The sequence below is a fragment of the Streptomyces sp. HUAS MG56 genome (assembly GCF_058673395.1).
In genome coordinates this window covers 3,613,195-3,639,872 of sequence record NZ_CM178722.1, presented here as the reverse complement: position 1 = coordinate 3,639,872, position 26,678 = coordinate 3,613,195, and the positions used below count along the sequence as shown (strand labels likewise).

Genomic DNA, 26,678 nt, shown 5'->3' with positions numbered 1-26,678 from the left:
GGGTGGCGCGCCGTTACGATCGGGAAGTGACTGGTCGCAGACGGGCGTGGCGGGCCGGGGCCGCGGGCCTCGCGCTGCTGCTGGCGCTGACCGGATGCGGCCTCGGCGCCGCTACGGCCGACTCCGCCCGCGCCGAGGTGCAGCAGCTGCTCGACCGGCGCTCGGCGGCCCTGCTCGGGCACGACGAAGGGGCGTACGCGGTCACGGGCGCCCGTGCCGAGTACGCCCGGCTGCGCGCCGTCCCGCTGGCGTCCTGGACCTACCGGGTCACCGACGTGCGCGAGAGCGGCTCCGGCGCCACCGCCGACGCCGAGCTGAGCTACCGCGTCGCCGGATACGACACGGCCCCGCTCGACGCGGACCGCACCCTCACCCTCGGCCGCACCGCCGACGGCGGGTGGTACGTCACCGCCGACGAACCCGCCCGGCAGGCCGGGCAGCAGTTGTGGGACCAGGGCACGGTGAGCGCCGTCCGGGGCGCGCACAGCCTGGTGCTGGGCATCGGCCGGACGGCCGCCGAGCTGCGCGCCTACACCGGGCTCGCCGACCGTGCGGTCCCGGCCGTCTCCGGGGCGTGGGGCACGGACTGGAGCCGCCGGGTCGTCGTCCTGGTCCCGGCGTCCCTGGACGGCATGGCCGCACTGCTCGGCTCGCCCGCCGCCGACTACCGGGGCATCGCCGCCGTCACCACCGGCGAGGCGGGAGGCTCCGCGCAGGCGCCCGCGGACCGGGTGGTGGTCAACCCGGACGCGTACGCCGGCCTCGGCGACCTCGGCAAACAGGTCGTGCTCACCCACGAGACCACCCATGTGGCCACCCGCGCGCACACCACCGCCGCGACCCCGCTGTGGCTCTCCGAGGGCTACGCGGACTGGATCGGCTACCTCGGCACCGGCCGCACCCCCACCGAAGTCGCGCCGGAACTGACCCGCGCCGTCCGCGGCGGCGAGGTGCCCACCGCCCTGCCCACGGACAGGGACTTCGGCTTCACCAGCGACCCGGTCAAGCTGGCCCAGGCCTACGAGAGCGGCTGGCTGGCCTGCCGGATGATCGCCGCCCACTGGGACACGGCCCGGCTGGACGCCTTCTACCGCGCCGTCGGCGCCCACCCGCAGCGTGCGGGCGCGGTCGAGGGCGCGCTGAAGAAGGTACTCGGCACGACACAGGAGGCGTTCACCGCGCAGTGGCGCGCGTACGTCAGGGCCCAGCTCGGCTGAGCGCGCCCGGTCAGGGGGAGACCGGGGCCTGACGGGGGTGGGCCGGTTCGGGCGGGAGGGGAGTGGTGGGGAGCGGGGTGACGGTCGCGCGCCACAGGCGGCGGCCCGCCGTGAGGGCGGCCACGGCCAGCAGGCCGTTGCGGACCACCATCAGCAGCACCCCGTACCGGTCGCTCGTCACCACGTGCACGAACCCGAGCGGGAACTCCAGGACCGTCACGAAGGACGCGACCACCACCATCAGCGCGGGCGCCCCCATCCGGCTCGCCCGGTACGACAGGCAGACCGCCGCCACGCCCACCAGCCACACCAGGTACTGCGGGCTGATCACGCGGCTGGTGACCGTGAAGAGCAGGACCGCCGTGAACGCCGCGTCCGCGAGGACGGTCGGCGTGCGGCGCGCCACCCGCAGCCGCCACAGCAGCAGCCAGCCGAACGCGGCCCCGGTCAGCGCCAGCGCCGCCGTGCTGACCTGGTCCACGTGCGGGCCGAGGAATTCGATCGAGCCGTAGTTCAGCAGCACCTGGCCGCTCCAGCCGAAGTGCCGGGCCACATGGAAGACCAGGGCGCCCAGCGACTCCACCTCGGTGCCCCGGTCCCGCTGGAAGCTCAGGAAGGCGAAGGCGCCCGGCATGGACACCGCGAACACGGCGGCGAGCCCGGCCGCCGTGATCGCCGCCGACGCCCAGGCCCGGCGCCGGAAGCAGCCCACCAGCAGCAGCGCCGGCCACACCTTCAGCAGCGCCCCGAACGCGGTCAGCGCGCCCATCACCCGCGGATGCCGGACGCCCGCCAGCAGCGCCGCGACGGCCACCGCGGTCACCATCACGTCGTAGCGGGCGTACACCGTCGGGCCGAGCAGCGGCACGCCCGCCACCCACACCCAGGCCCCGCGCAGCGACCGCCCGGGGCGCGGGCCCGGACGCACCAGCAGCCACAGCACGAGCGCGTCGGCGAGGAAGGCGAGCATGAAGAAGGCGTGCTCGTACGACAGGAAGGGCAGCGCGGCGGGGGCGAGCACCGGGAGGGCGGCGGCGGGCGGGTACTGCCAGGTCACGTCGTCCAGCGGGAACGTGCCCTGGCGCAGGACCTCGTACCAGCCGCGGTAGATCACCGACACGTCGGAGGTGACGTCCAGGCCCCCCGGGAAGATCCACACCTTGAAGACGAACAGCAGCAGCACGAGACGGGTGACGCCCCAGGTCGCGAGCAGCCATGCCAGGGACCGCCCGGCGCCCTTGGTCTCCACGTGATCCCCTTGCCGTTCGATTCCCGGTTCGCTGTCGGCCTCGCCTGCCCCATGATGTCGTGCCCGGCTGTGTACCTGCCACAGACCCCGCCGCACCGGGCCGCACACAGCCCGATCGGGCCCGGCCGGCCAGCGGCTCGTTCGGTAAGGTCGGCCACGATGCACAAGACCCTGATCGTCACCAACGACTTCCCGCCCCGCCCGGGTGGCATCCAGGCGTTCCTGCACAACATGGCCCTGCGCCTGGACCCCGGTCGGCTGGTCGTCTACGCCTCCACCTGGAAGCGCGGCCACGAGGGCGCCGAGGCCACCGCGGCCTTCGACGCCGAGCAGCCCTTCACCGTCGTACGCGACCGTTCGACCATGCTGCTGCCGACCCCGCGGGCGACCCGGCGCGCGACCGGGCTGCTGCGCGAGCACGGCTGCACCTCGGTGTGGTTCGGGGCGGCGGCCCCGCTCGGCCTGATGGCCCCGGCGCTGCGCGCGGCCGGCGCCGAGCGGCTGGTGGCCACGACGCACGGGCACGAGGCCGGCTGGGCCCAGCTGCCCGCCGCCCGGCAGCTGCTGCGCCGGATCGGAGAGTCGACGGACACGATCACCTATCTCGGCGAGTACACGCGCTCGCGCATCGCCACGGCGCTCACCCCGGCGGCGGCCGACCGCATGGTCCAACTGCCGCCCGGGGTCGACGAGAAGACCTTCCACCCCGGCTCCGGCGGAGACGAGGTCCGCGCCCGCCTCGGTCTCGCCGACCGCCCGGTCGTGGTCTGTGTCTCCCGCCTGGTCCCGCGCAAGGGCCAGGACACCCTCGTCCGGGCCCTGCCCCGCATCCTCGCGGCCGAGCCCGACACCGTGCTGCTGATCGTCGGCGGCGGCCCCTACGAGCGGGACCTGCGGCGCCTCGCCGACGAGACCGGCGTCGCGGCCTCGGTCCGCTTCACCGGCGCGGTCCCCTGGTCCGAGCTGCCCGCCCACTACGGCGCCGGCGACGTCTTCGCCATGCCCTGCCGCACGCGCCGCGGCGGCCTGGACGTCGAGGGCCTCGGCATCGTCTACCTGGAGGCCTCCGCGACCGGCCTGCCGGTGGTCGCGGGCGACTCCGGCGGCGCACCGGACGCCGTCCTGGACGGGGAGACGGGGTGGGTCGTGCGGGGCGGCTCCCCCGAGGAGGCGGCCGACCGCATCGTCCCGCTGCTCCAGGACCCCGGGCTGCGCCGCAGGATGGGGGAGCGGGGCCGCCAGTGGGTGGAGGAGCGCTGGCGCTGGGACCTGCTGGCGGAGAAGCTCAAAGCCCTTCTCTAAAACGTTCCGGAGAGTCTAGGCGGAACCGGAAAATCCGCACATGCTGCGCGCATGACAGCAAAACTGATGCAGCGTCAGCTGAGTAGACGTCACCTCCTGGACGTGATCGCCCTCCAGACCGCCGCCACGGCCGGTCTCACCCGCATCGGCCTCCCGTCCGCGCACGCCGCCGAACCGGCCGCGGTCGACAACTCCCCGGCCATCGTGGTCGGTTCGGGCTACGGCGGTGCCGTCGCCGCCCTCCGGCTCGGCCAGGCCGGCATCCGCACCCTCGTCCTGGAGATGGGGCAGCTGTGGAACACCGCCGGCGGCGACGGCAAGGTCTTCTGCTCCACCCTCGCCCCCGACCAGCGGTCCATGTGGTTCCGCACCCGCACCGAGGCCCCGCTCGCCACCTTCCTCTGGCTGGACGTGGTCAACAAGGACATCAGCTCCTACCCCGGCGTCCTGGACCGCGTGCACTACGACCACATGTCCGTCTACGTCGGCCGGGGCGTCGGCGGCGGCTCGCTCGTCAACGGCGGCATGGCGGTCACGCCCGTGAAGTCCTACTTCGCCGAGCAGTTCCCGACCGTCGACGCCGACGAGATGTACGGCACCTACTACCCGCGCGCCCGCACCGAGCTCGGCGTCAACACCGTCGACCCGGCCTGGTTCGAGTCCACCGAGTGGTACCGGTTCGCCCGCACCTCCCGGAAGGCGGCGGGCAACGCGGGCCTGAAGACCACCTTCGTGCCGAACGTCTACGACTTCGGCTACATGCAGCAGGAGGCCGCCGGCACGGCCGTGAAGTCCGCGCTCGCCGGGGAGGTCATCTACGGCAACAACCACGGCAAGCGCAGCCTCGACAAGACCTATCTGGCCGCCGCCCTCGGCACCGGGAACGTCACGATCCACACCCTGGAGAAGGTCACGTCGGTCAGCCGCGCCGGCGACGGGTCGTACGTCCTGAGCACCGACCGGATCGACACCACCGGCGCGGTCGTGGAGAGCCGGCAGTACAGCTGCACGTACCTGTTCCTCGGCGGCGGCAGTCTCGGCACCACCGAACTCCTCGTCCGCGCCCGGGACACCGGCACCCTGCCCGAACTGACCGCCGACGTCGGCGCCGGCTGGGGCACCAACGGCAACACCATGCTCGGCCGCGCCAACCACGTCTGGGACACCGTCGGCGCGAACCAGGCCACCATGCCGGTACTGGGCATCGACGACTGGGCCAACACCGACAACCCGGTCTTCGCCGAGATCGCCCCGCTGCCCATGGGGTTCGAGCACTGGGTCAGCCTCTATCTGGCGATCACCAAGAACCCCGAGCGGGCGTCGTTCTCGTACGACTCCTCGTCCGGGGCGGTGAAACTCGGCTGGACCCCCGCCCAGAGCGCGGTCTCGGTGGCCATGGCCAAGAAGCTGTTCGACCGGATCAACCTGGCCAACGCCACCATCTACCGCTACGACCTGTTCGGCTCCACGAGCAAGGTCTTCGCCGACGACTTCTGCTACCACCCGCTCGGCGGCTGCGTCCTCGGGAAGGCCACGGACGACTACGGCCGGGTGAAGGGCTACGACCGGCTCTACGTCACCGACGGCTCGCTCGTGCCCGGCAACATCGGCGTGAACCCGTTCGTCACCATCACCGCACTCGCCGAACGCACGATGGCGCGGGTCCTCGCCGAGGACACCGCGCCATGACACTCCGTCAGGAGACGTGCTGCTCCCGCTACTTCGCGTAGATCGCCTCGATCTCGTTCGCGTAGTCCTTCGCCACCACGTTCCGCTTGAGCTTCAGCGACGGGGTGAGGTGGCCCGACTCCTCCGTGAACTGGGAGGACAGAATGCGGAACTTCCGCACCGATTCCGCCTTCGACACCGCGGCGTTGCCGTCGTCGACGGCCGCCTGGATCGCCGCGTTCAGATCCGGGTCGTCCTTCAGCGACGCCGCGGTGGAACCCGCCGGCTTGCCGTGCTCCTCGGCCCACCGGCCCAGGAACTCCTCGTCGACGGTGACCAGCGCGCCCACGAACGGCCGCCCGTCGCCCACCACCATGCACTCCGCGACCAGCGCGTGCGCCCGGATGCGGTCCTCGATCACGGCCGGGGCGACGTTCTTGCCGCCGGCGGTGACGATGATCTCCTTCTTGCGGCCCGTGATCCTGAGGTAGCCGTCCTCGTCCAGGGTGCCGATGTCACCGGTGTGGAACCAGCCGTCGGCCAGCGCCTCGGCCGTCGCGCCCGGGTTGTTCCAGTACTCCTTGAACAGGTGCTCGCCGTGCAGCAGCACCTCGCCGTCGTCCGCTATGCGCACCACCGAGCCGGGCAGCGGCTGGCCGACCGTGCCGATCTTCTGCCGGTCCCAGGGGTTGAACGCGGTCGCCGCGCAGGACTCGGTCAGGCCGTAGCCCTCCAGGACCGTGAAGCCGATGCCGCGGAAGAAGTGGCCGAGCCGCTCGCCGAGCGGGGCGCCGCCGGAGATGGCGTACTCGCCCCGGCCGCCGAGCACCGCGCGCAGCTTGCTGTAGACCAGCTTGTCGAAGGTCTTGTGCTTGATCTTCAGACCGAGCGACGGGCCCGACGGGGTGTCCAGCGCCTTGCTGTAGGCGATAGCGGTGTCGGCCGCCTTGTCGAAGATCCTGCCCTTGCCGTCCGCCTGCGCCTTGGCCCGCGCCGAGTTGTAGACCTTCTCGAAGACGCGCGGCACACCGAGGATCAACGTCGGCCGGAACGCGGCCAGTTCGTCGGTGAGGTTCTTGATGTCCGGGACGCAGCCCAGCTTGATCGGCGCCATCATCGGGGCGATCTGCACGAGCCGCCCGAAGACGTGCGCGAGGGGCAGGAAGAGCAGCACCGAGCACTCACCGGTGCGGAACAGCGGCCGCAGCCGCTCGACGACGTTGCCGCACTCGGCGAAGAAGCTGCGGTGGGTGAGCACACAGCCCTTGGGGCGCCCGGTCGTACCGCTGGTGTAGACGATGGTGGCCGGGTCGTCGGCGCAGGCGAGCGAGCTGCGCTCCTCGACGGTCTGGTCCGACACGTCCTGGCCGAGCCGGCCCAGCTCCTCCACGCCCCCGGCGTCGATCTGCCAGACGTGCTTGAGGGCGGGCAGCGACTCGCGCACCGACTCCACCGCGGCGGCGTGACCCGCCTGCTCCACGATGCACGCGGTCGCGCCCGAGTCGGACAGGATCCACTGCACCTGCTCCGGCGAGCTGGTCTCGTACACCGGCACGGTGACCGCGCCCGCGCTCCAGATCGCGAAGTCCAGCAGCGTCCACTCGTACCGGGTGCGGGACATCAGGCCCACCCGGTCGCCCGGCTGCACCCCGGCGGCGATGAGCCCCTTCGCGGCGGTGTGCACCTCGGCCAGGAACTGCCGGGCCGTCACGTCCTGCCAGGCGCCGTCCTTGCGGGCGATGACGGCGACGTCGGGATGCTGCGCGGCGTTTCTGCGGACGATGTCGGTCAGATTGCCGTCCGCAGGGACCTCGTACAAAGCCGGAAGGCTGAACTCGCGCAAGACTGCTGCTCCTCATAGGGCGCCGACGCCACGACACTGTGTGATGCGACGGAGCGGTCCAAGGCTCGGGCTGGTGCTCGGGGCTTCGGTGGCTGAAATCCGGAGCACGACTGGACTGCCCGGACGTTACCCGCCGGTATGCCGTTCCCGACAGGGGGTCCCGGCGAGATGTTCGCTGCGTCACACAGGCTGGCGTTCCTTCGCGCACAGTAGTCCACGGCTGAACCGACCGGCCAGTAACCGCAGGCCCGACCGCCACTGTTCACGCACATCGCACAGGCCTACGCTTGATCGCCATGGCATCCACACCGTCCGGAAACCGACCCGCGGGCCCGCGTGCGGCGCGCGGTACGCGCATCCACGTCATCAGCGACGTGCACGGCAACGCGAAGGCCCTGGCGCGGGCGGGCGAGGGTGCCGACGCCCTGATCTGCCTGGGCGACCTCGTCCTCTTCCTCGACTACGCCGACCACTCGCGCGGGATCTTCCCCGACCTGTTCGGCGAGGAGAACGCGGACCGCATCGTCGAGCTGCGCACCGCCCGCCGCTTCGAGGAGGCCCGGGAGTTCGGCGCGCGGCTGTGGGCCGGCATCGGCGCCGACCGGGCCGGCGCCATCGAGAAGGCCGTGCGCAAGCAGTACGCCGAGATGTTCGCCGCGTTCCCCACCCCGACGTACGCCACCTACGGCAATGTCGACATGCCGCCTTTGTGGCGCGAGTACGCCCGCCCGGGCACCACGGTCCTCGACGGCCAGCGGGTGGAGATCGGCGGCCGTGTCTTCGGCTTCGTGGGCGGCGGCCTGAAGACGCCCATGCGGACGCCGTACGAGATCGACGACGAGGAGTACGCGGCGAAGATCGAGGCGGTCGGCGAGGTCGACGTGCTGTGCACGCACATCCCGCCCGAGGTCCCCGAGCTGGTCTACGACACCGTCGCCCGCCGCTTCGAACGCGGCAGCCGCGCCCTGCTGGCCGCCATCCGCCGCACCAGGCCCCGCTATTCGCTCTTCGGGCACGTCCATCAGCCGCTCGTGCGCCGGATGCGGATCGGCGCGACGGAATGCGTGAACGTGGGGCATTTCGCGGGGTCGGGCACGCCGTGGGTGCTCGAATGGTGACCGGCCCGCGGCCGGGCGGCCGGGGGTGCGGGAGACGGGGTGAGGGCGGCAGGTCGGTGGCGCGGTAGCCTTCACGCTGCACACACGTGCGCACGACGATCTCAGTACGGCCCGCATCTGGAGGAGCCACGGCGATGGCGGAACACACCAGCTCGAGCATCACGATCGAGGCGGCACCGGCCGACGTCATGGCGGTGATCGCCGACTTCGCGCGCTACCCGGACTGGACCGGCGAGGTGAAGCTGGCCGAGGTCCTGGAGACCGACGCACGGGGCCGCGCCGAGCAGGTCCGCCTCGTCATGGACGCCGGCGCCATCAAGGACGACCAGGTCCTCGGCTACACCTGGACCGGCGACAACGAGGTCTCCTGGAGCCTCGTGAAGTCCCAGATGCTCCGCTCCCTCGACGGCTCCTACCTCCTGAAGCCGGCCGGCCAGGGCGCCACCGAGGTCACCTACCGCCTCACCGTCGACGTCAAGATCCCCATGCTCGGCATGATCAAGCGCAAGGCGGAGAAGGTCATCATCGACCGGGCGCTGGCCGGTCTGAAGAAGCGGGTGGAGTCGGGAGAGGCGTCGGGGGAGAAGTAGTCACCCCCGGTCACACGCGCCGAGCCGCCCGCCCGGCACCGGTAGCGTTCACCCCTATGCGCACCATCCTGATCACGGGCCCCGGCGGCAGCGGTCGTACCACGGTCGCCGCCGCGACCGCGCTCACCGCCGCCCGCGCGGGCACCCGGACCCTCCTGCTGAGCGCCGACCGCACCGACACCCCCGGCGCGGCCCTGGGCTCCGCGACAGGACCGGCGCCGCAGGAGGCCGCGCCGAATCTCACCGCCTGGCGCCCCGACGCCACGATCCGCTTCCGCGAGGACCTCACCGCCTTCCAGTCCCGCGCCGCGAACGTCCTCGACCTGCTCGGCGCCGCCCGCCTGGACGCCGAGGAGGTCACCCAGCTGCCCGGCGCCGAGGAACTGTCCTTCCTGCGCGCCCTGCGGGACGCCGCCCTCAGCGAGCGCTACGACCTCCTCGTCGTCGACCTCCCGCCCCTCCCGCAGGCCCTCGCCCTGCTCGGCCTGGCCGAGGAACTGCGCCGCTATCTGCGCCGGCTGCTCCCGCCCGAGCGGCAGGCCGCCCGCGCGCTGCGCCCCGTCCTCGGCCGGCTGGCCGGCGTGCCCATGCCCGCCGACTGGCTCTACGAGACGGCGGCCCGCTGGGACGTCGAACTGGCCGCCGTCGAGGCCGTCCTCACCGACCGCGCCACCGCCGTGCGCCTGGTCGCCGAGCCCGGCCCGGCCGGTGCCGACGCCCTGCGCACCGCCGGCCTCGGCCTCGCCCTGCGCGGCCTGCCCGTCGAGGCCCTGCTCGCCAACCGCGCCCTGCCCGAGACCGCGCCGGAGAGCTGGCCGGCCGGGCTCCTCGCCCAGCAGCGCAAGGCCCTCGACGACTGGCGGGAGCTGCCCTACGACGTCCACCCCGTCCCCCACCTGGGCCGCGACCCGCGCGGCGGCGACGACCTCGGCTCCCTCGCCGTACCCCCCGTCAACCCGTCGACCGCCCCGGTCGGGTGGCCCGTCACCGACCGGATCGCCGAGGACGGCGTGCTCGTCTGGCACGTCCCGCTGCCCGGCGCGATACGGGACGAGCTGGACCTGATCCGGCGCGGCGACGAGCTCGTGATCAGCGCGGGCCCGTTCCGCCGGATCGTCCCGCTGCCCTCCGCCCTGCGCCGCTGCACCGTCGCCGGGGCCGCGCTGCGCGAGGGCGAGCTGCGCATCCGGTTCGCCCCGGACCCCGACCTGTGGCCCGCCGCGGGCCGGTGAGCCGGACCGGTGAGCGGGGGCGATGAACCGGGTACGCCCGTTCGGGTAACGTCGTAGAGGCGAACCGTAGTCAGGAGTCCGCCATGAGCGAAGAGCGCCCCGCAGCCGACTCGTACGACGCGCACGATGCGCACGACGCGTACGAGAAAGAGGAGCACGGGAAAGAGAGCCGGGCGACCGACGCCGACGCCTGGGCCACGGCCTGCGCCGAGGACCTCGCCGCCGAGAAGGCCCGCCGCCGCGCCGAGCACGGCCCGCAGCCGGGCTCGGCCGCCGAGGAGCTGAAGAAGTTCGTGGACACGGTGGCCGACAAGCTGTCCGGCCTCCAGTCACCCCTCCTCGGCGGCCTCGCCGGACCCGCCGCCCAGCAGGTCGTACGGCAGGTCGTCCAGCAGGCCAAGGCCGCCGTCGAGCCCGTCATGGAGCGCAACCCGGACGTCTTCGACCACTTGGCCGCGGCCGGCGGCGAACTGCTCGCCGCCTACCGCTCCGCCGTCCAGGGCCAGGAGCAGCGCTGGACCGCCCGCACCGCCGACGACCTGACCGGTGAGGGGCGGGCCGGCAAGGGGGAGCGGCGGGACCCGGGCGAGGGCACCGGTCCGGGGGAGCGGATCGACCTGGACTGAAGCGCTTTCCCGGCAGGGCCTCGGGTACGGTTGGCCGTAGCGGGGCTCGACCGGAACTGAGGGATTCATGGGACTCACCATCGGCGTCGACATCGGCGGTACCAAGATCGCGGCCGGTGTGGTCGACGAGGAAGGCAACATCCTCTCGACCCACCAGGTGCCGACCCCGGGCACGCCCGAGGGCATCGTGGACGCCATCGCCGCTGCCGTCGAGGGCGCACGAGCCGGGCACGAGATCGTCGGCGTGGGCATCGGTGCGGCCGGTTACGTGAACCGGCAGCGCTCGACGGTGTACTTCGCGCCGAACATCGACTGGCGCCAGGAGCCGCTGAAGGAGAAGGTCGAGGCCCGCGTGGGCCTCCCGGTCGTGGTCGAGAACGACGCCAACGCCGCGGCGTGGGGCGAGTACAGGTTCGGCGCGGGCAAGGGCCACCGCAACGTCATCTGCATCACGCTCGGCACCGGCCTCGGCGGCGGCATCATCATCGGCAACAAGCTGCGCCGCGGACACTTCGGCGTGGCCGCCGAGTTCGGCCACATCCGGATGGTCCCGGACGGCCTGCTGTGCGGCTGCGGCTCGCAGGGCTGCTGGGAGCAGTACGCCTCCGGCCGCGCCCTGGTCCGCTACGCCAAGCAGCGCGCCAACGCCACCCCCGAGAACGCCGAGCTGCTGCTGTCGCTGGGCGACGGCACCCCCGACGGCATCGAGGGCAAGCACATCTCCATGGCCGCCCGCCAGGGCGACCCGGTGGCCGTCGACTCCTACCGCGAGCTGGCCCGCTGGGCCGGCGCGGGCCTCGCCGACCTGGCCTCCCTCTTCGACCCCTCGGCGTTCATCGTCGGCGGCGGCCTCTCCGACGAGGGCGAACTGGTCCTCGACCCGATCCGCAAGTCCTACAAGCGCTGGCTGGTCGGCGGCAACTGGCGCCCGGTGGCCGACGTCATCGCGGCCCAGCTCGGCAACAAGGCGGGCCTGGTCGGCGCGGCGGACCTGGCCCGGGAGCCCGACCCGATCATGTAGCGAGGCCGTCCTGCGACCGTGCCCGCCGCGTCCGCTCCCGGGACGGCGGGCACCGTCGTATGTTGACCGTCATGGCGACCAGCACGCTCCTCCCCAACTCCCGTACGGAACCCGACGGTTCGGCGGTCATCCGAGTCCTGAGCTACAACATCCGCTCGATGCGGGACGACACGGACGCGTTGGCCGCGGTCATCTCCGCCTGCGCGCCCGACCTGGTCCTCGTCCAGGAGGCCCCGCGCTTCTTCCGCTGGCGCAAGAAGCTCGCCCGGCTCGCGGCGGCCTCCGGTCAGGTGATCCTCACCGGCGGCGCCACCGCCGCGGGTCCCGCGATCCTCTGCTCGCTGCGCGCCGCCGTCGAGCGCACGCAGGACGTCCTCCTGCCCCTCACCCCCGGCCTCCACCGGCGCGGCCTCGCCACCGCGGTGGTCCGGTTCGGCGGCGCCCGCCTCGGAGTGGTCAGCGGCCATCTGAGCCTGGACGGGAAGGAGCGGTACGCGCAGGCCGGTCTGCTCCTCGACCGCCTCGCCGGTCTGGACGTGGAGCACGCCGTCGCGGGCGGCGACCTCAACGAGGGCCCCGACGGCCCCGCCTTCCGGCTGCTCTCCGGCACCCTTCAGGACTGCCGGGCCGTCGCCCCCTGGGGCGGTGAGGAGACCTGGCGCCACAGCGAGCCGCACCGCCGTATCGACGCGATCTTCGCCACGAAGGGCATCGGCGTGCTCGGCTGCGGGGTGCCCCTGGCGCAGCCCGGCGTCACCCGCTCCGACCTGATCGCGGCCACGGACCACCTCCCGGTCCTGGCCGCCCTCAGAGTCCCGGCGGGCTGAGCCCGCGGCACCTGTGCACCCGTACCAAGGTCAGACGACCGCGCCCCGCCCCGGGTCGTCGTCCTCGTCGTCGTCCGTGCGCATCCGCATCACCAGCGTGGCGAAGCCGCCGAGGAAGCCGCCGATGCCCAGTGTGGTCAGCCACCACGTCATGTCCCAGCCCAGCAGCACCGCCAGCAGGAGCAGCAGCGGGCCGCCGACGACGCCGAGCCAGCCGAACTTGGCGGTGGTGTCGGCGGTCGGCAGCGGGGGCGGTTCGGGCGGGACGAAGTGGCCCTCGTCGTCCTCGTCGAAGTCGGCGTCGGAGGGCCGCGCGGTCGTGTAGTCGCGCGGGCCGCCGCCGACACCGGGGGCGAAGGTGATCGAGCTGCCCAGCGGCCGCACCGGCGGCGCACCGGCGGGGCCGTCCCCCTCGCCCTCGCCGTCCGCCGAGGTGTCCTTCGCCGGGCCCTGCGCCGTGTCGTCGGGGTCCTCGGTGTCCGTCTCCGGCAGCGCGAGATCCTCCACCGACCTGAAGGGCCTCGCGCCCGGCGGGTCCGGTGGCTCCTCGCCGTACCCGGCGACGATGGCCTGCCAGGCGGCGTCCTCGTCGAAGGGCACGCCCTGCTCGTCCGGCTCGCGACCCTCGCGGTCCGAGTCGTGCTCAGCCAACTGCGGCCGTCCCTTCCTTGCCGTCCTTGCCGGCACCGTCCTTGCCCGCACCGGGCGCGAGCCGGCCGATGAACGCGAGGCTCTCCTCGAAGATCCGGTCCGCATCCTTGTCCAACGTCGCCACGTGGTAGCTCTGTTCCAGCACGATCTCGGTGACGTCCGTGGACGACACCTGGCTCAGCACCCGGGCCGAGTCGGCGGCCGGGACGACATGGTCCTGCGCGCTGCGCAGCAGCAGCAACGGCTGGGTGACCTGGGGCAGCTCGCCGTCCAGCCGGCGCAGGAACTGCCGCAGCGAGTGCGCCGAGTGCAGCGGCACCCGGTCGTAGCCCACCTCGGCCGCGCCCTCCTGGGCGATGTCGCTGGCGATGCCCTTCGTCGTGCGCACGAGATGCCGGGCCACCGGAAGGGCGTACGCCGACAGGCCGTGCACCTTGTTCGCCGGGTTGACGACCACCGCGCCCGTGACCCGCGCGCCGTGCCGGGCGGCGAGCCGCAGGGCCAGCGCGCCGCCCATCGACAGGCCGAGGACGAACACCCGGGAGCAGCGCTCGGACAGGACGCGCAGCTCGCGGTCCACCTCCGCGTACCAGTCCTGCCAGGTGGTGACCGCCATGTCCTCCCAGCGGGTGCCGTGGCCGGGCAGCAGCGGCAGGGACACGGTCAGGCCGTGGGCCGCGTGGTGCTCCGCCCAGGGGCGCAGCGACTGGGGCGAGCCGGTGAAGCCGTGGCAGAGGAGGACGCCCACCTCCCCGCCCTCGTGGCGGTAGGGCTCAGCTCCGGGGAGAACCGGCACCTTCGACTCTCCTGTCCTTGGGACGGTGCTCCGGCGGCCCGACGGCCGGCAGAGGCGTGCGGAAAGAAATGCGTGGATGTGCTTCACCGTACGCGACCGCACTGACACCGACCAGGGTCGTCGGGCTCATTGACGGTCCTCCGGGTTAAGGTCTGTTCGACGGAAACGGGAGGCACACGGGTGTTGTACGGCACGATGAAGGTCGCCATCGGCGGGCCGCTGAAGGTCGCCTTCAGGCCCTGGGTGGAGGGACTGGAGAACATCCCGGCCGAGGGTCCGGCGATTCTGGCGAGCAATCACCTGTCGTTCTCGGACTCGTTCTTCCTGCCCGCGGTGCTGGACCGCAAGGTCACCTTCATCGCGAAGGCCGAGTACTTCACCACCCCGGGCGTGAAGGGCCGGCTGACGGCGGCCTTCTTCAAGGGCGTCGGACAGCTCCCGGTGGACCGCTCCGGGGCGCGCGGTGCGGGCGAGGCCGCGATCAGGAGCGGCATCGAGGTGCTGGAGCGCGGCGAGCTGTTCGGCATCTACCCCGAGGGCACCCGCTCGCCCGACGGCCGGCTCTACCGGGGCAAGCCCGGCGGCCTCGCGCGCGTGGCGCTCGCCACCGGCGCGCCGGTGATTCCCGTGGCGATGATCGACACGGAGAAGATCCAGCCGCCCGGCAAGGTGATGCCGAAGCTCATGCGCCCCGGCATCCGCATCGGCAAGCCGCTGGACTTCGGCCGCTACGCCGGCATGGAGCACGACCGCTTCGTCCTGCGCGCCCTGACCGACGAGGTCATGTACGAGATCATGAAGCTCTCCGGCCAGGAGTACGTCGACATGTACGCGACCGCCGCCAAGCGGCAGATCGCGGACGCGGCGAAGTCGGCCAAGGAGGCGGAGAAGGCCATGGAGGCCGGGAAGAAGGAAGAGGCCCAGGAGGCCTGAGAGAGGGGCTGGGGGGACCGGGGGAGATGCCGAAGCGCGAGCGCGTCCTGCGGATGTCGGTCGAGCTGCCGCTGTGGCGTGCGCTCGCCGGCTACCGCGTCCTGACCATGCTCTACGCCATCGGCCTGTGCGTCACCCGGTACGACCTCTACGTGCGCCCCTGGGTCGCCGTCGGCTACTTCGCCGTCCTGTTCGTCTGGACCCTCGCCACGTTGCCGAGCGTGCGCAACGCGGCGAGCTGCACGACGCCCTTCCTGGCCGCCGACCTGGTCATCGCCCTCACCGGCGTCCTGATCACCCCGCTCGCCGACAGCCACCAGCGGATCGCGGGCGGCCCCACGCTGCCGTCGATATGGACCGCGGGCGCGGTGCTGGCCTTCGCGATCAGGGGCGGCTGGCGCTGGGCCGCCGTCGCCGCCACACCGGTCGCGCTGGCCAATCTGGCCGAACGCGGCCATCCCGCCCGGGACACGGTACACAGCCTCATCCTCCTCTGGGTCTCCTGCCTCGCCATCGGCTACGTCGTCGAGGTCGCCCGCGCCTCCGAGCGCACCCTCGCGCGCGCCCTGGAGATCGAGGCCGCGACCCGCGAGCGGGAGCGGCTGGCCCGGGACATCCACGACGGCGTCCTCCAGGTGCTGGCGATGGTCAAGCGCCGGGGCACGGCCCTCGGCGGCGAGGCGGCCGAGCTGGGCCGGCTGGCCGGGGAGCAGGAGGTGGCGCTGCGCACGCTGGTCTCGGGCGGGCTGGTGCCGGTGTCCCGGGTGTCGGAGGACGCGGCCGCCGGGGCCGTCGTACGGATGGTGGAGGAGCCGGACGACGAGGGGGCGGGCCATGACGTCGATCTGCGTTCCCTGCTCGCCCCCTACGCGTGCGGCCGGGTCAGCCTCGCCGAGCCCGGCGCCCCGGTGCCGCTGCCGCCCCCGGCGGCCCGGGAACTGGCCGCGGCGGTCGGCGCCGCCCTGGACAACGTGCGCCGGCACGTGGGCGAGGACGCCCGGGCCTGGATCCTGGTCGAGGACGAGCCGGACGAGATCGTCGTGACCGTCCGGGACGACGGCCCCGGCATCCCCGAGGGCCGGCTCGCGCAGGCCGAGAGCGAGGGGCGGCTCGGGGTCGCCCAGTCGATCCGCGGCCGGCTGCGCGATCTCGGCGGCAGCGCCGAGCTCCTCTCCGTCCCCGGGCAGGGCACGGAGGTCGAACTGAAAGTGCCGAAAGCACCGAAAGCAGCGAAGAACGCGGAGGCAGGACGTCGATGAGCGAGCAGCGGGACCCGATCAGGGTCATGGTGGTGGACGACCACCCCATGTGGCGCGACGCGGTCGCCCGTGACCTGGCCGAGTCCGGCTTCGAGGTCGTGGCCACCGCCGGGGACGGCGAGCAGGCGGTGCGCCGCGCCAGGGCTGCCGCGCCCGACGTCCTCGTCCTGGACCTCAACCTGCCGGCCAAGCCCGGCGTCCAGGTGTGCAAGGAACTGGTCGGCCACAACCCGGCGTTGCGCGTCCTCGTGCTGTCCGCGAGCGGTGAGCACGCCGACGTCCTGGAGGCCGTGAAGTCCGGGGCCACCGGCTATCTGCTGAAGTCGGCCTCCACCGGGGAACTGCTGGACGCCGTGCGCCGCACCGCCGTCGGCGACCCGGTGTTCACGCCGGGCCTCGCCGGACTGGTCCTCGGCGAGTACCGCCGCCTCGCCTCCGAACCAGCCCCCGCCCAGGGCGCCGACGAGCCCGGCGCACCCCGGCTGACCGACCGCGAGACCGAGGTGCTGCGCCTCGTCGCCAAGGGCCTGAGCTACAAGCAGATCGCCGAACGCCTCGTCATCTCCCACCGCACGGTGCAGAACCACGTCCAGAACACCCTCGGCAAGCTTCAGCTGCACAACCGGGTCGAACTGGTGCGGTACGCCATCGAGCGCGGCCTCGACGACGAGTAAGCCCCCTTTCCGCGCCCCGGAATCACCCGTCCCGCCCCTCCCGGTGTGACCTGGGTCACCGTTAGCGTGACCAAATGTCAGGAAACCGTGGCGAAGGGACTTTTCCATGCGGGTCGGAGTACTGACCGGAGGCGGTGACTGCCCCGGGCTCAACGCCGTCATCCGGGGCATCGTCCGCAAGGGCGTGCAGGAGTACGGCTATGACTTCACCGGCTTCCGGGACGGCTGGCGGGGCCCCCTCGAAGGCCGCGCCGTCCGCCTCGACATCCCCACGGTGCGCGGCATCCTGCCCCGGGGCGGCACCATCCTCGGCTCCTCGCGCACCAATCCCCTGAAGGAGGACGACGGGATCCGCCGGATCAAGGACAACATGGCCAAACTGGACGTCCAGGCCCTCATCGCGATCGGCGGCGAGGACACCCTCGGCGTCGCGGCCCGGCTGTCCGGCGAGTACGGGGTGCCCTGCGTCGGGGTGCCCAAGACGATCGACAACGACCTGTCGGCCACCGACTACACCTTCGGCTTCGACACCGCCGTCAACATCGCCACCGAGGCCATCGACCGGCTGCACACCACCGCCGAGTCCCATATGCGGGTCCTGGTCGTGGAGGTGATGGGCCGGCACGCCGGCTGGATCGCCCTGCACTCGGGCCTGGCCGGCGGTGCCAACGTCATCCTCATCCCCGAGCAGCGCTTCGACGTCGACCAGGTCTGCGCCTGGGTGACCTCCCGCTTCCGGGCGTCGTACGCCCCCATCGTGGTCGTCGCCGAGGGCGCCATGCCCAGGGACGGCGACGTGGTGCTCAAGGACGGCTCGCTCGACTCCTTCGGACACGTGCGGCTCTCCGGGGTCGGCGAGTGGCTGGCCAAGGAGATCGAGCGGCGCACCGGAAAGGAGGCCCGGACCACGGTCCTCGGCCACGTCCAGCGCGGCGGCACGCCGAGCGCCTTCGACCGCTGGCTCGCCACCCGCTTCGGCCTGCACGCCATCGACTGCGTCCACGACGGCGACTACGGCATGATGGTCGCCCTGCGGGCCACCGACATCGTCCGCGTCCCGCTGGCCGAGGCCACCGCCAGGCTGAAGACGGTGGACCCGAAGCTGTACACGGAGGTGGGGGTCTTCTTCGGCTGAGCGAGAGCTCGTCCTCAGCGCCGGTCGGCACAGGGCAGCCCGTCCGGCGTTCGGGGACGGGCCCCGCCGATCAACTCCCGCACGATCGCCGCCCCGTTCAGGCTGAGCACCGACTCCGGGTGGAACTGCACGCCCGCGAAGCCCGGTCCCCGTACGGCGTGCACCTCGCCGTTCCCGGCCCGGCTCACCTCGATGCCGTGCGCGGCCAGCTCCCGGGCCGCCTCGTCGTCGCAGCGGGCGACGAAGCTGTTGTAGAAGCCGACCGTCTCCGCACGCCCGAACAGGTCCACGGCCGTCTGCGCCCCCTGGTACGGCACCTCCTTCCGCACGATGTCCAGGCCCAGCTCGGCCGAGATCAGCTCGTGCCCGAGGCAGACGCCGAGCACCCCGTGCCGGTGCTCCCGCAGCACGGCCGCCGTCAGCTCCCGCAGGAACCGCATCTTCGGGTCGGCCGGGTCGGCCGGGTCGCCGGGGCCGGGGCCCAGCACGAGGGGACCCTCGTGCGCGAGCGCCGCCGCCCGCAGCCCCGGCTCGTCGTAGCGCCGGACGGTCACCTCCAGGCCGCCCGAGCGCAGCACGTGCGCCAGCATCGCCGTGAAGGTGTCCTCGGCGTCCACGACCAGGGCGTGCCGGTCGAGCGAGGGCAGCCGCTCCTGCATCCGCAGCCAGAACGGGGCCAGCGAGGACCGCCGCCCGTCCAGCGCGGCCCGCACCCGCGGATCGTCGGCGAGCCGGGGCAACTCCCGCTCCGCGCGCGGCCGGGCCGGCCGCACCCCGAGCGCCGCCAGCACGCCCGCCGCCTTCGCATGGGTCTCCGCGACCTCGCTCGCCGGATCCGAACCGCGCACCAGCGTCGCGCCGACCCCGACCCGCAGCCGGCCGGCCGCGTCGATGTCGGCCGTGCGGATCAGGATGGGGGAGTCCAGGGTCTGCGCGCCCCCGGAATCCCGGCCGAGCAGCGCCAGCGCACCGGCGTAGTAGCCCCGGCCGCCCGGCTCGTACCGCTCGATGACCCGGCAGGCGTTCTGCACCGGCGAGCCGGTCACGGTCGCCGCGAACATCGTCTCCTTCAGCACCTCCCGCGCGTCCAGCGACGACTTCCCGCGCAACTCGTACTCGGTGTGCGCGAGATGGGCCATCTCCTTCAGCCGCGGTCCGACGACGACCCCGCCCATGTCGCCGACGGTGCACATCATCTTCAGCTCCTCGTCGACGACCATCGACAGCTCCTCGATCTCCTTGCCGTCGGCGAGGAAGGAGAGAAGGTGCTCCGGGGTCGGGCCCTCGGCGGGATAGCGGTACGTCCCGCTGATCGGGTTCATCACGACCGTCCCGCCGGACATCCGCACGTGCACCTCGGGGCTGGCCCCGACCAGCGTGCGGTCCCCGGTGTGCACCACGAACGTCCAGTACGCGCCCCGCTCGCCCGCCAGCAGCCGGCGGAACAGCGCCAGCGCGTCCGCGCGCCCGAAGCCCGGGATCCCGCCCTCGTACGTCCGCCGGATCACGAAGTTGGCGCCCTCGCCCCGGCCGATCTCCTCGGCCAGCACCTGCCCGACGATCCCGGCGTACTCCTCGTCCTCGATGTCGAACCCGCCTCCCTCGACCCGGACTTCGTGCCCGGGAAGCTGCTCCAGGGCCTGCTCCAGCGGGATCTCGTACGACTCCTCGGGGATCAGCACCAGCAGCGGGGTGGCGTCGTCGCGGACGTCGAAGCCGCGCTCGCGGATCTGCCGGAACGGGACCAGCGCCAGCCCCTCGTCGGGGAGATCGGCGAGCCGGTCGCGGGCCGAGACGGGGCCCCGCAGCAGCTCGACCATGTCGTGGTCGCGGCCCGGTGCGCGGCGGCGCAGGAGGGCGAACGGTCGGTCGTCGTCCAGCAGTCGGGTCAGGTCCATGGCTCCTCGGTTCCTCGTGCGGTGGGAGGAACGGCCCGGCCCTGGAAACACCGAAGGCCGCCCCTCGGGCGGCCTTCGCGATGTCTGGGTACGCGCAGTCAGTGGGCCGCCGGATGAGCGGTCCACCACCAGTTCTGGTTCATGGGCGAGTGCGCGAACATGTCCCGCACCCTACCCGATCCGGCCAAGCCTTGGCGGGTTCATCCGTCCGACGCCCCCTTCCCGGAGGCTGTGTCCGGCCCCGTGCGCGTTCGGCGACCCGCTGCTTCACGCCGTCCCCACAGCGCCCTCACGCCCGGCGCGCCGACGCTCCGCAAACGGAAGTAGGCCGAAAAAACCGGCAATTGAGCGTCATTTATTGACGCGTACACGATCTGACTTCCAGTCTTCCCCCGGACCGCTTTCGTCCCACGGGGGAGGAGAAAGTCATTTCCACACCACTGTCCTCACGGCCGCACCCGCGGCCGAGACGGCGCGCCGCACGGGCGCTGACCGTCCTCGCCGCCGCGGCGGCACTCGGCGCCGCACCGCTCGCCACCGCACAGGCCGCCACCGCGCCGGACACGACCGGCGGCGGCACCACCGCGATCCACTACCGGGGGCACACGTTCACCGTCCCCGCCGACTGGAAAGTCGTCGACCTCGGCAAGAACCCGGCCACCTGCGTCCGCTTCGACCGGCACACCGTGTACCTCGGCACCCCGGGCGCCCGGCAGAACTGCCCCGCCGACGTGACCGGCCGCACCGAGGCGCTGCTCGTCCGGCCCTCGACCGCCACCAAGGCCACCGTCACCGAGAACCCCACCTCACGGACGTACAGTGCGACCGCCGCCGGCATCACCGTCACGGCCGGCTACGGCGGTGACCGTGCCGGGATCGAGCGGGTGCTCCGCAGCGCCGGGCTGCCGGTGGCCTCGGCGCGGACCGCAGCGCCGTCCGCCGCGCCGGCCGCGCTCGCCGTGCCGGCCGACGCGACCTCGTACCAGGGCACCGGCTTCGACGCCTGCGACGCCCCGAGCCAGGCGGCGATGAACGCCTGGAGGGGCTCCTCCGGCTACGGCGCCGTCGGCGTCTACATCGGCGGCGAGAACCGCGGCTGCTCCCAGGCGAACCTCAGCGCCCAGTGGGTGCAGACCCAGTACACGAACGGCTGGCGCTTCCTCCCGATCTACGTCGGCAAGCAGGCCACCGCCGACTCGGGCAGCTGCGGCGGGCGCTGCACGGTCATCACCGACCCGGCCCCGCAGGGCAGCGCGGCCGCCGACGACGCGGTCGCACAGGCGAAGGCGCTGGGGCTCGGCGCGGGCTCGGTGCTCTACGAGAACATGGAGAACTACCCGCCCGGCGGCGACAACACCTCCCGCGTGCTCGCCTACCTCGACGCCTGGACCAAGCGGCTGCACGACCTGGGCTACCGCTCCGGCGCGTACGGGGGCGGGGCGTCCCTGACGCCCGACCTCGTCGCGGCGGCCGGGAAGATCACCCTGCCCGACGTGATCGACACCGCCCGCTGGGACAACCGGGCGACGACCGACGACCCGGCGATCCCGGCGGGCCTCTGGGCCGACCACCAGCGCGTCCACCAGTACGCGGGTGATCTGACCGAGAGCCACGGCGGCGCCACGATCGGCATCGACCGCGACTTCATCGACGTGGGAACCGGCGGCACGCCTCCGCCGCCCCCGCAGAAGAAGACGACCAAGCTCGCCTACACCGGCCCGAAGACCGTCTCCGACGGCTCCCCGGCCGCCCTGTCCGCGACCCTCACCACCGACGCCGGCGCGCCCGTCGCCGACAAGAAGGTGAGCTTCGCGCTCGGCGCCCAGACCTGCGACGGCACGACGGACGCCCAGGGCGCGGCGACGTGCACCATCGCCTCGGTCGACGCCCCGCTGAACGCCGACGCGACCGTCCCGGTCAAGGCGTCCTTCGCCGGCGACGACGGCTACCTGCCCGCCGAGACCACCGACACCGTGCGGCTCCAGTACGTCACCGGGCGGGCCTACGGCCTGTCGGCCGACGTCTCGCTGCTCGGCCTGCCGGTGGTGTCCGTCCCGCCGACGCCCGACACGGGCACCGTGCGCACCGCGGGCGCGAGCAGCACGGCGCCGCCCTGCACGGCCGACGTCAACACGCTCGTGCTCACCTCGAAGACGCTGTGCGCCCGGGTCGACACCAAGGCCGGACCCAGCGGCGCCACCTCGACCGTGTCCCTGGAGGAGGCCACGGTCGGCCTGCCGGGCCTCCCCGTCCTCAAGGTGTCCGGGATCAAGGCCGTCTCGACCAGCACCTGCGGCGCGGTGTCGGGCAGCACGGACCTCACGCTCACCGTGGCCGGTGTCCCGGTCAAGCTCGACGGCAGCGTGAACGAATCCGTCGACCTCGGTGTCGTGGGCGCCAAGCTCGTGGTGAACGAGCAGGTCAGGACGGCGGACGGCGGCCTCACGGTCGACGCCGTGCACCTGACCGCCCCCGGGGTGGACGTGGTCGTCGCGTCCAGCACCTCGGCGGCGCACAACTGCGGCTGACCGCCGCCGGGAACGGGCCCCCGTGCACGGGGGCCCGTTTTCCACATCCGGGCGGGATGCGTCTCACTTGATGAGCGAATGAGGGGGTCGGTGACCGCACCCCGTAAGGTATAGAGGGTGACCGTGAACGCTAAGACCAGCGCAAGCGCTGGCAACACCTGGCGAGACCTGCCCGCGGCGCAGCAGCCCGAGTACCCCGACCTTGAGGCTCTGCGCGCAGTGATCGCGGACCTCGAGTCGTATCCGCCGCTCGTCTTCGCGGGCGAGTGCGACCAGCTGCGCGCCCGGATGGCGGCCGTCGCCAAGGGAGAGGCGTTCCTCCTCCAGGGCGGCGACTGCGCCGAGGCCTTCGACGCGGTGTCCGCGGACCACATCCGCAACAAGCTGAAGACGCTGCTCCAGATGGGTGCCGTCCTCACCTACGCGGCCGCCGTGCCCGTGGTGAAGGTCGGCCGGATCGCGGGCCAGTACTCCAAGCCGCGCTCCAAGCCGACCGAGACCCGCGACGGCGTGACCCTCCCGGTGTACCGGGGCGACTCCGTCAACGGCTTCGACTTCACCCCGGAGTCCCGGATCCCGGACCCCGAGCGGCTGAAGCGCATGTACAACGCCTCGGCGTCCACGCTGAACCTGGTGCGTGCCTTCACCACCGGCGGTTACGCGGACCTGCGCCAGGTGCACGCCTGGAACCAGGACTTCGTGCGGACCTCGCCGTCGGGCCAGCGTTACGAGCAGCTCGCCCGGGAGATCGACAGCGCGCTGAACTTCATGCGGGCCTGCGGCACGGACCCGGAGGAGTTCAAGACCGTCGAGCTGTTCTCCTCGCACGAGGCGCTGCTGCTGGACTACGAGTCCGCCCTCACCCGGGTCGACTCCCGCACCGGCAAGCTGTACGACGTCTCGGGGCACATGGTCTGGGTCGGTGAGCGCACCCGCCAGCTGGACGGGGCGCACATCGAGTTCGCCTCGCGGATCAGCAACCCGATCGGCATCAAGCTCGGCCCGACGACGACGGCCGAGGACGCGCTGAAGTACATCGACCGTCTCGACCCCGAGCGGGAGCCGGGCCGGCTGACCTTCATCGTCCGCATGGGCGCCGACAAGATCCGCGACAAGCTCCCCGAGCTCGTCGAGAAGGTCACGGCGTCCGGTGCGACGGTGGCCTGGGTGACCGACCCGATGCACGGCAACACCTTCGAGGCGGCCTCCGGGCACAAGACCCGCCGCTTCGACGACGTGCTCGACGAGGTCAAGGGCTTCTTCGAGGTCCACAAGGGCCTCGGCACCCACCCGGGCGGCATCCACGTGGAACTGACCGGCGACGACGTCACCGAGTGCGTGGGCGGCGGCGACGAGATCTTCGTCGACGACCTGCACCAGCGCTACGAGACGGCCTGCGACCCGCGGCTGAACCGCAGCCAGTCGCTCGACCTGGCCTTCCTGGTCGCGGAGATGTACCGGAGCCAGTGACCGGCCTGCCGACAGGCCCGGGACGATCTGGGGCGCGGATCACATCCGATCCGCGCCCCTCCCCACTTTTGCGGACCCTGCCCGACAGGTAAGGTTAGGTTTGCCTCACCGATCAAGGGGATGGCGGCAATACGGAAATCCCGGCGGGAGGTGAATCCGCGTGTACGTGTGCAGCTGCTTCGGCATCACCGAGGAGCAGGTCAAGCAGCACGCGGAGGGCGGTGCCTGCACCCCCCGCCAGATAGCCTCCGCCTGCAAGGCGGGCACGGACTGCGGCTCGTGCGTCCGCCGTATCCAGGCCCTGCTCGGCCGCGGCGCCTGCCCCCGCCGCGAGCTCGCCGACCAGGGCAGGCCGGTGCTGGCCGAGCTGCCGCCGACGCCCGGGATCGCGGAAGCGGCCTAGCTCTCCGGCTGCTCGATGATCTGCGCGATGTAGAGCGCCTCGCCGAGCTTCTCCACCAGCTCCAGCTGGGTGTCGAGGTAGTCGATGTGGTTCTCCTCGTCGGCGAGGATGTCCTCGAAGATGTTCGCGGACGTGATGTCGCCCTTCTCGCGCATGACCTTGATGCCGCGCTTGAGCCGGTCGATCGCCTCCACCTCGATCTGCCGGTCCGCCTCGAACATCTCCTTCACGCTCTGCCCGACACGGACGTGGAACAGCCGCTGGTAGTTCGGCAGCCCCTCCAGGAACAGGATCCGGTCGGTCAGCACCTCCGCGTGCTTCATCTCGTCGAACGACTCGTGCCGGGTGTACTTGGCGAGCTTGTACCAGCCGAAGTTCTCCTGCATCTTCGCGTGCAGGAAGTACTGGTTGATCGCGGTCAGCTCGCCGGTGAGCTGCTCGTTGAGGAACTCGATGACCTCGGGGTCGCCCTGCATCGCAGCGGCTCCTTCCACGGGGGACGGGGGGAGGTGTGAGGCCGCATGATTGCATCGGCAACGAAGATCGTCCAGTAAGTGGATGCTTAGTAAGTTCGCCCTGACTTGAGGCTTCTTGTCCGGTTCATGGGGGACGGCGGAGGGATGGTCAAGGGCACTGCCCGAGGTCTGTCAGGATGGATACATGGGTCATCCGGTGGAGCGAGAGTCTGGAGCGGCGGCAGGGTCCGAGCTCCCGCCGGGTCAGCGGCTCCAGCGTGGCTGGCCGGTCACGCACTACGGACCCGTCCCTAAGTTCCGCCCCGAGCGCTGGGAGTTCCGGGTCTTCGGCGTCACTGCCGACGGCGACAAGCACACCTGGGGCCACGAGGAGTTCACGGCCCTGCCGTACACCACCGTGGTGGCCGATCTGCACTGCGTGACGAAGTTCAGCATGACCGGCGCCGAGTGGGGCGGCGTCCCGGCGGCCGCGATCCTGGACCTGGCCCCGCCCGCGCCGGACGTCACCCATGTGATGGTCTGGGCGGAGTACGGCTTCAGCTCCAACCTGCGCCTGTCGGACTTCGCCTCCGACCGCACGATCTTCGCCACCCACAAGGACGGCGAGCTGCTCACCGCCGAGCACGGCTTCCCGGTCCGTCTGATCGTCCCCCACCTGTACGCCTGGAAGGGCCCGAAGTGGGTCCGGGGCGTGGAGTACATGACCGCCGACCGCCGCGGTTTCTGGGAGGAACGCGGCTACCACAACATCGGCGACCCCTGGAAGGAACAGCGCTACTCCTACCAGGAGGAACCGGGGGAGGGCCCGGAACTGTAGCGCCGGGCGCCCCGGTGCGGGTCAGCCGTCGCGCAGCTTCTTCAGCCGCTCCACGTCCGCCGCGTGCCCCTCCCGGCCGCCGGGGGTCTCGATGATCAGGGGCACGCCCTCGGTCGCCGGATGCGCCATGAGCGCCCGGAACGGCTCCTCGCCGATGTGTCCGGAGCCGATGTTCGCGTGCCGGTCCTTGTGCGCGCCCACCACGTCCTGGGAGTCGTTGGCGTGGATCAGCTTCAGCCGCCCCTCGCCGACCGTGTCCACCAGCAGGTCCAGGGTCTGGTGCATGCCGCTCGGGCCGGTCAGGTCGTGGCCGGCGGCGAAGACGTGGCAGGTGTCCAGGCACACGCCCAGCTTCGGATGGGCGTCCAGCGCCTCGAAGTACGGCCCGAAGTCCCAGGTCCGCGAGCACAGCGAGGCGCCCTGCCCGGCCGTGGACTCCAGGAGCAGGAACGGGTCGTCGTCGTGCGTCAGTTCGTCCAGCAGCGGCAGCATGTGCTCGCGCACCTGCCGCAGTGCCACCGACCGCTCGCGCCCGCCGGTCGCGCTCCCCGTGTGCACGACCACGCCCAGCGCGCCGATCTCCCGCCCGCGCCGCAGCGAGTGCCGCAGCGACTCCACCGACCGCTCCACGGTCGCCTCGGTGTGCGATCCGAAGTTGATCAGGTAGGGGGCGTGGACGTACGCCGGGATCGACTCCTCGGCACAGGCCGCGCGGAACGCCTCGTCCTGCCGGGGGTTGCCGACGGGCGTGGCCCAGCCGCGCGGGTTGGCCACGAAGACCTGCACGGTCTCCGCCTTCAGCGCGCGGGCGTACGACAGCCCGACCGTGTGCAGGCCGCCGGCCACGGGCACGTGCCCGCCGACGGGGTTGCGGGGCAGGGGGACACGGGGAAGCGACGACTGCTGGGGACTCACCCGTTCAGGGTGTCATGCCCGCCCCGGCCG

General features: G+C 72.4%; 25 protein-coding genes. 17 read left to right on the top strand and 8 right to left on the bottom strand.

Annotated features, from left to right (window positions below; translation table 11 throughout):
- Window positions 1-26 precede the first annotated feature (26 nt).
- Window positions 27-1,217, top strand: a complete 1,191-nt coding sequence (locus AC4OXY_RS17300; protein WP_402063474.1) for a hypothetical protein — start codon at window positions 27-29, stop codon at window positions 1,215-1,217.
- Between the two features lie 10 nt (window positions 1,218-1,227).
- Here AC4OXY_RS17300 and AC4OXY_RS17295 read toward each other — a convergent pair whose 3' ends face one another.
- Window positions 1,228-2,466 carry a glycosyltransferase 87 family protein gene (locus AC4OXY_RS17295; RefSeq protein ID WP_491994174.1) on the bottom strand — a complete coding sequence of 413 codons (1,239 nt, stop codon included), beginning with the start codon at window positions 2,464-2,466 and terminating at the stop codon, window positions 1,228-1,230.
- 159 nt (window positions 2,467-2,625) lie between these two features.
- Between AC4OXY_RS17295 and AC4OXY_RS17290 the strand changes: the two genes are divergently transcribed.
- Both AC4OXY_RS17290 and AC4OXY_RS17285 read left to right on the top strand, forming a co-directional pair.
- Window positions 2,626-3,768, top strand: a complete 1,143-nt coding sequence (locus tag AC4OXY_RS17290) for a glycosyltransferase family 4 protein (protein WP_491994173.1) — start codon at window positions 2,626-2,628, stop codon at window positions 3,766-3,768.
- Window positions 3,769-3,819: 51 nt separating this feature from the next.
- A complete protein-coding gene (locus AC4OXY_RS17285) occupies window positions 3,820-5,457 on the top strand; it encodes a GMC oxidoreductase (RefSeq protein ID WP_491994172.1) in 1,638 nt (545 codons plus the stop codon).
- Between the two features lie 28 nt (window positions 5,458-5,485).
- Here the strand turns inward: AC4OXY_RS17285 and AC4OXY_RS17280 are convergent, their stop codons facing one another.
- Window positions 5,486-7,279 carry an AMP-dependent synthetase/ligase gene (locus AC4OXY_RS17280; protein ID WP_362820566.1) on the bottom strand — a complete coding sequence of 598 codons (1,794 nt, stop codon included), beginning with the start codon at window positions 7,277-7,279 and terminating at the stop codon, window positions 5,486-5,488.
- Between the two features lie 296 nt (window positions 7,280-7,575).
- Here AC4OXY_RS17280 and AC4OXY_RS17275 point away from each other — a divergent pair, with 296 nt between their 5' ends.
- The 6 genes from AC4OXY_RS17275 (at window position 7,576) to AC4OXY_RS17250 (ending at window position 12,693) form a co-directional block, all read left to right on the top strand.
- Window positions 7,576-8,397, top strand: a complete 822-nt coding sequence (locus AC4OXY_RS17275) for a metallophosphoesterase family protein (RefSeq protein ID WP_356020916.1) — start codon at window positions 7,576-7,578, stop codon at window positions 8,395-8,397.
- A gap of 134 nt (window positions 8,398-8,531) precedes the next feature.
- Window positions 8,532-8,987: an SRPBCC family protein gene (locus tag AC4OXY_RS17270; protein ID WP_491994171.1), complete on the top strand. Its 456-nt coding sequence runs from the start codon at window positions 8,532-8,534 to the stop codon at window positions 8,985-8,987.
- Between the two features lie 56 nt (window positions 8,988-9,043).
- Complete coding sequence (locus tag AC4OXY_RS17265) at window positions 9,044-10,219, top strand: ArsA family ATPase (RefSeq protein WP_491994170.1); 1,176 nt, start codon at window positions 9,044-9,046, stop codon at window positions 10,217-10,219.
- An 83-nt stretch (window positions 10,220-10,302) separates the two neighbouring features.
- The gene (locus AC4OXY_RS17260) at window positions 10,303-10,845 is read left to right on the top strand and encodes a DUF5304 domain-containing protein (RefSeq protein ID WP_491994169.1); all 543 of its coding nucleotides are present in this window, start codon (window positions 10,303-10,305) and stop codon (window positions 10,843-10,845) included.
- Between the two features lie 67 nt (window positions 10,846-10,912).
- Window positions 10,913-11,866, top strand: a complete 954-nt coding sequence (locus tag AC4OXY_RS17255; RefSeq protein ID WP_071372402.1) for an ROK family glucokinase — start codon at window positions 10,913-10,915, stop codon at window positions 11,864-11,866.
- Between the two features lie 71 nt (window positions 11,867-11,937).
- Window positions 11,938-12,693 (top strand): endonuclease/exonuclease/phosphatase family protein, encoded by a 756-nt coding sequence (locus tag AC4OXY_RS17250; RefSeq protein WP_491994168.1) that lies wholly within the window; start codon window positions 11,938-11,940, stop codon window positions 12,691-12,693.
- Between the two features lie 30 nt (window positions 12,694-12,723).
- Here AC4OXY_RS17250 and AC4OXY_RS17245 read toward each other — a convergent pair whose 3' ends face one another.
- Window positions 12,724-13,344 carry a hypothetical protein gene (locus AC4OXY_RS17245; protein WP_356020928.1) on the bottom strand — a complete coding sequence of 207 codons (621 nt, stop codon included), beginning with the start codon at window positions 13,342-13,344 and terminating at the stop codon, window positions 12,724-12,726.
- A complete protein-coding gene (locus AC4OXY_RS17240) occupies window positions 13,337-14,140 on the bottom strand; it encodes an alpha/beta hydrolase (RefSeq protein WP_356020930.1) in 804 nt (267 codons plus the stop codon). The genes AC4OXY_RS17245 and AC4OXY_RS17240 overlap by 8 nt, the downstream gene beginning before the upstream one ends.
- 183 nt (window positions 14,141-14,323) lie before the next feature.
- Here AC4OXY_RS17240 and AC4OXY_RS17235 point away from each other — a divergent pair, with 183 nt between their 5' ends.
- From AC4OXY_RS17235 to AC4OXY_RS17220, 4 genes are all read left to right on the top strand, one after another.
- Window positions 14,324-15,073, top strand: a complete 750-nt coding sequence (locus AC4OXY_RS17235) for a lysophospholipid acyltransferase family protein (RefSeq protein ID WP_356021346.1) — start codon at window positions 14,324-14,326, stop codon at window positions 15,071-15,073.
- Window positions 15,074-15,099: 26 nt separating this feature from the next.
- Window positions 15,100-16,332, top strand: a complete 1,233-nt coding sequence (gene macS / locus AC4OXY_RS17230; RefSeq protein WP_362820570.1) for a MacS family sensor histidine kinase — start codon at window positions 15,100-15,102, stop codon at window positions 16,330-16,332.
- Entirely contained in the window at window positions 16,329-17,006 is a 678-nt protein-coding gene (locus tag AC4OXY_RS17225) for a response regulator (protein WP_356020934.1), read from the top strand. Before macS ends, AC4OXY_RS17225 begins: the two co-directional genes overlap by 4 nt.
- A 106-nt stretch (window positions 17,007-17,112) precedes the next feature.
- Complete coding sequence (locus AC4OXY_RS17220) at window positions 17,113-18,141, top strand: 6-phosphofructokinase (protein WP_356020936.1); 1,029 nt, start codon at window positions 17,113-17,115, stop codon at window positions 18,139-18,141.
- A 14-nt stretch (window positions 18,142-18,155) separates the two neighbouring features.
- Here AC4OXY_RS17220 and AC4OXY_RS17215 read toward each other — a convergent pair whose 3' ends face one another.
- Window positions 18,156-20,039 carry an anthranilate synthase family protein gene (locus tag AC4OXY_RS17215; RefSeq protein ID WP_376293568.1) on the bottom strand — a complete coding sequence of 628 codons (1,884 nt, stop codon included), beginning with the start codon at window positions 20,037-20,039 and terminating at the stop codon, window positions 18,156-18,158.
- Between the two features lie 98 nt (window positions 20,040-20,137).
- Window positions 20,138-20,200: a trp operon leader peptide gene (locus AC4OXY_RS17210; protein ID WP_356021349.1), complete on the bottom strand. Its 63-nt coding sequence runs from the start codon at window positions 20,198-20,200 to the stop codon at window positions 20,138-20,140.
- Between the two features lie 525 nt (window positions 20,201-20,725).
- On the opposite strand from AC4OXY_RS17210, the gene AC4OXY_RS17205 reads away from it, so the two are divergent.
- From AC4OXY_RS17205 to AC4OXY_RS17195, 3 genes are all read left to right on the top strand, one after another.
- Window positions 20,726-22,567 carry a choice-of-anchor P family protein gene (locus AC4OXY_RS17205; protein WP_491994167.1) on the top strand — a complete coding sequence of 614 codons (1,842 nt, stop codon included), beginning with the start codon at window positions 20,726-20,728 and terminating at the stop codon, window positions 22,565-22,567.
- Between the two features lie 117 nt (window positions 22,568-22,684).
- Entirely contained in the window at window positions 22,685-24,037 is a 1,353-nt protein-coding gene (locus AC4OXY_RS17200) for a class II 3-deoxy-7-phosphoheptulonate synthase (RefSeq protein ID WP_356020943.1), read from the top strand.
- Window positions 24,038-24,197: 160 nt separating this feature from the next.
- Window positions 24,198-24,440, top strand: coding sequence for a (2Fe-2S)-binding protein (locus AC4OXY_RS17195; protein ID WP_356020945.1), 243 nt, complete (start codon window positions 24,198-24,200; stop codon window positions 24,438-24,440).
- Here AC4OXY_RS17195 and bfr read toward each other — a convergent pair.
- Window positions 24,437-24,916: a bacterioferritin gene (gene bfr, locus AC4OXY_RS17190; RefSeq protein WP_071382846.1), complete on the bottom strand. Its 480-nt coding sequence runs from the start codon at window positions 24,914-24,916 to the stop codon at window positions 24,437-24,439. The two genes, AC4OXY_RS17195 and bfr, sit on opposite strands and share 4 nt — an antisense overlap.
- A 184-nt stretch (window positions 24,917-25,100) precedes the next feature.
- Here bfr and AC4OXY_RS17185 point away from each other — a divergent pair, with 184 nt between their 5' ends.
- A complete protein-coding gene (locus AC4OXY_RS17185; protein WP_356020947.1) occupies window positions 25,101-25,733 on the top strand; it encodes a sulfite oxidase-like oxidoreductase in 633 nt (210 codons plus the stop codon).
- A gap of 21 nt (window positions 25,734-25,754) precedes the next feature.
- On the opposite strand, the gene AC4OXY_RS17180 is transcribed toward AC4OXY_RS17185, so the two are convergent.
- Window positions 25,755-26,648 carry a deoxyribonuclease IV gene (locus AC4OXY_RS17180; RefSeq protein WP_491994166.1) on the bottom strand — a complete coding sequence of 298 codons (894 nt, stop codon included), beginning with the start codon at window positions 26,646-26,648 and terminating at the stop codon, window positions 25,755-25,757.
- Window positions 26,649-26,678: the final 30 nt, after the last annotated feature.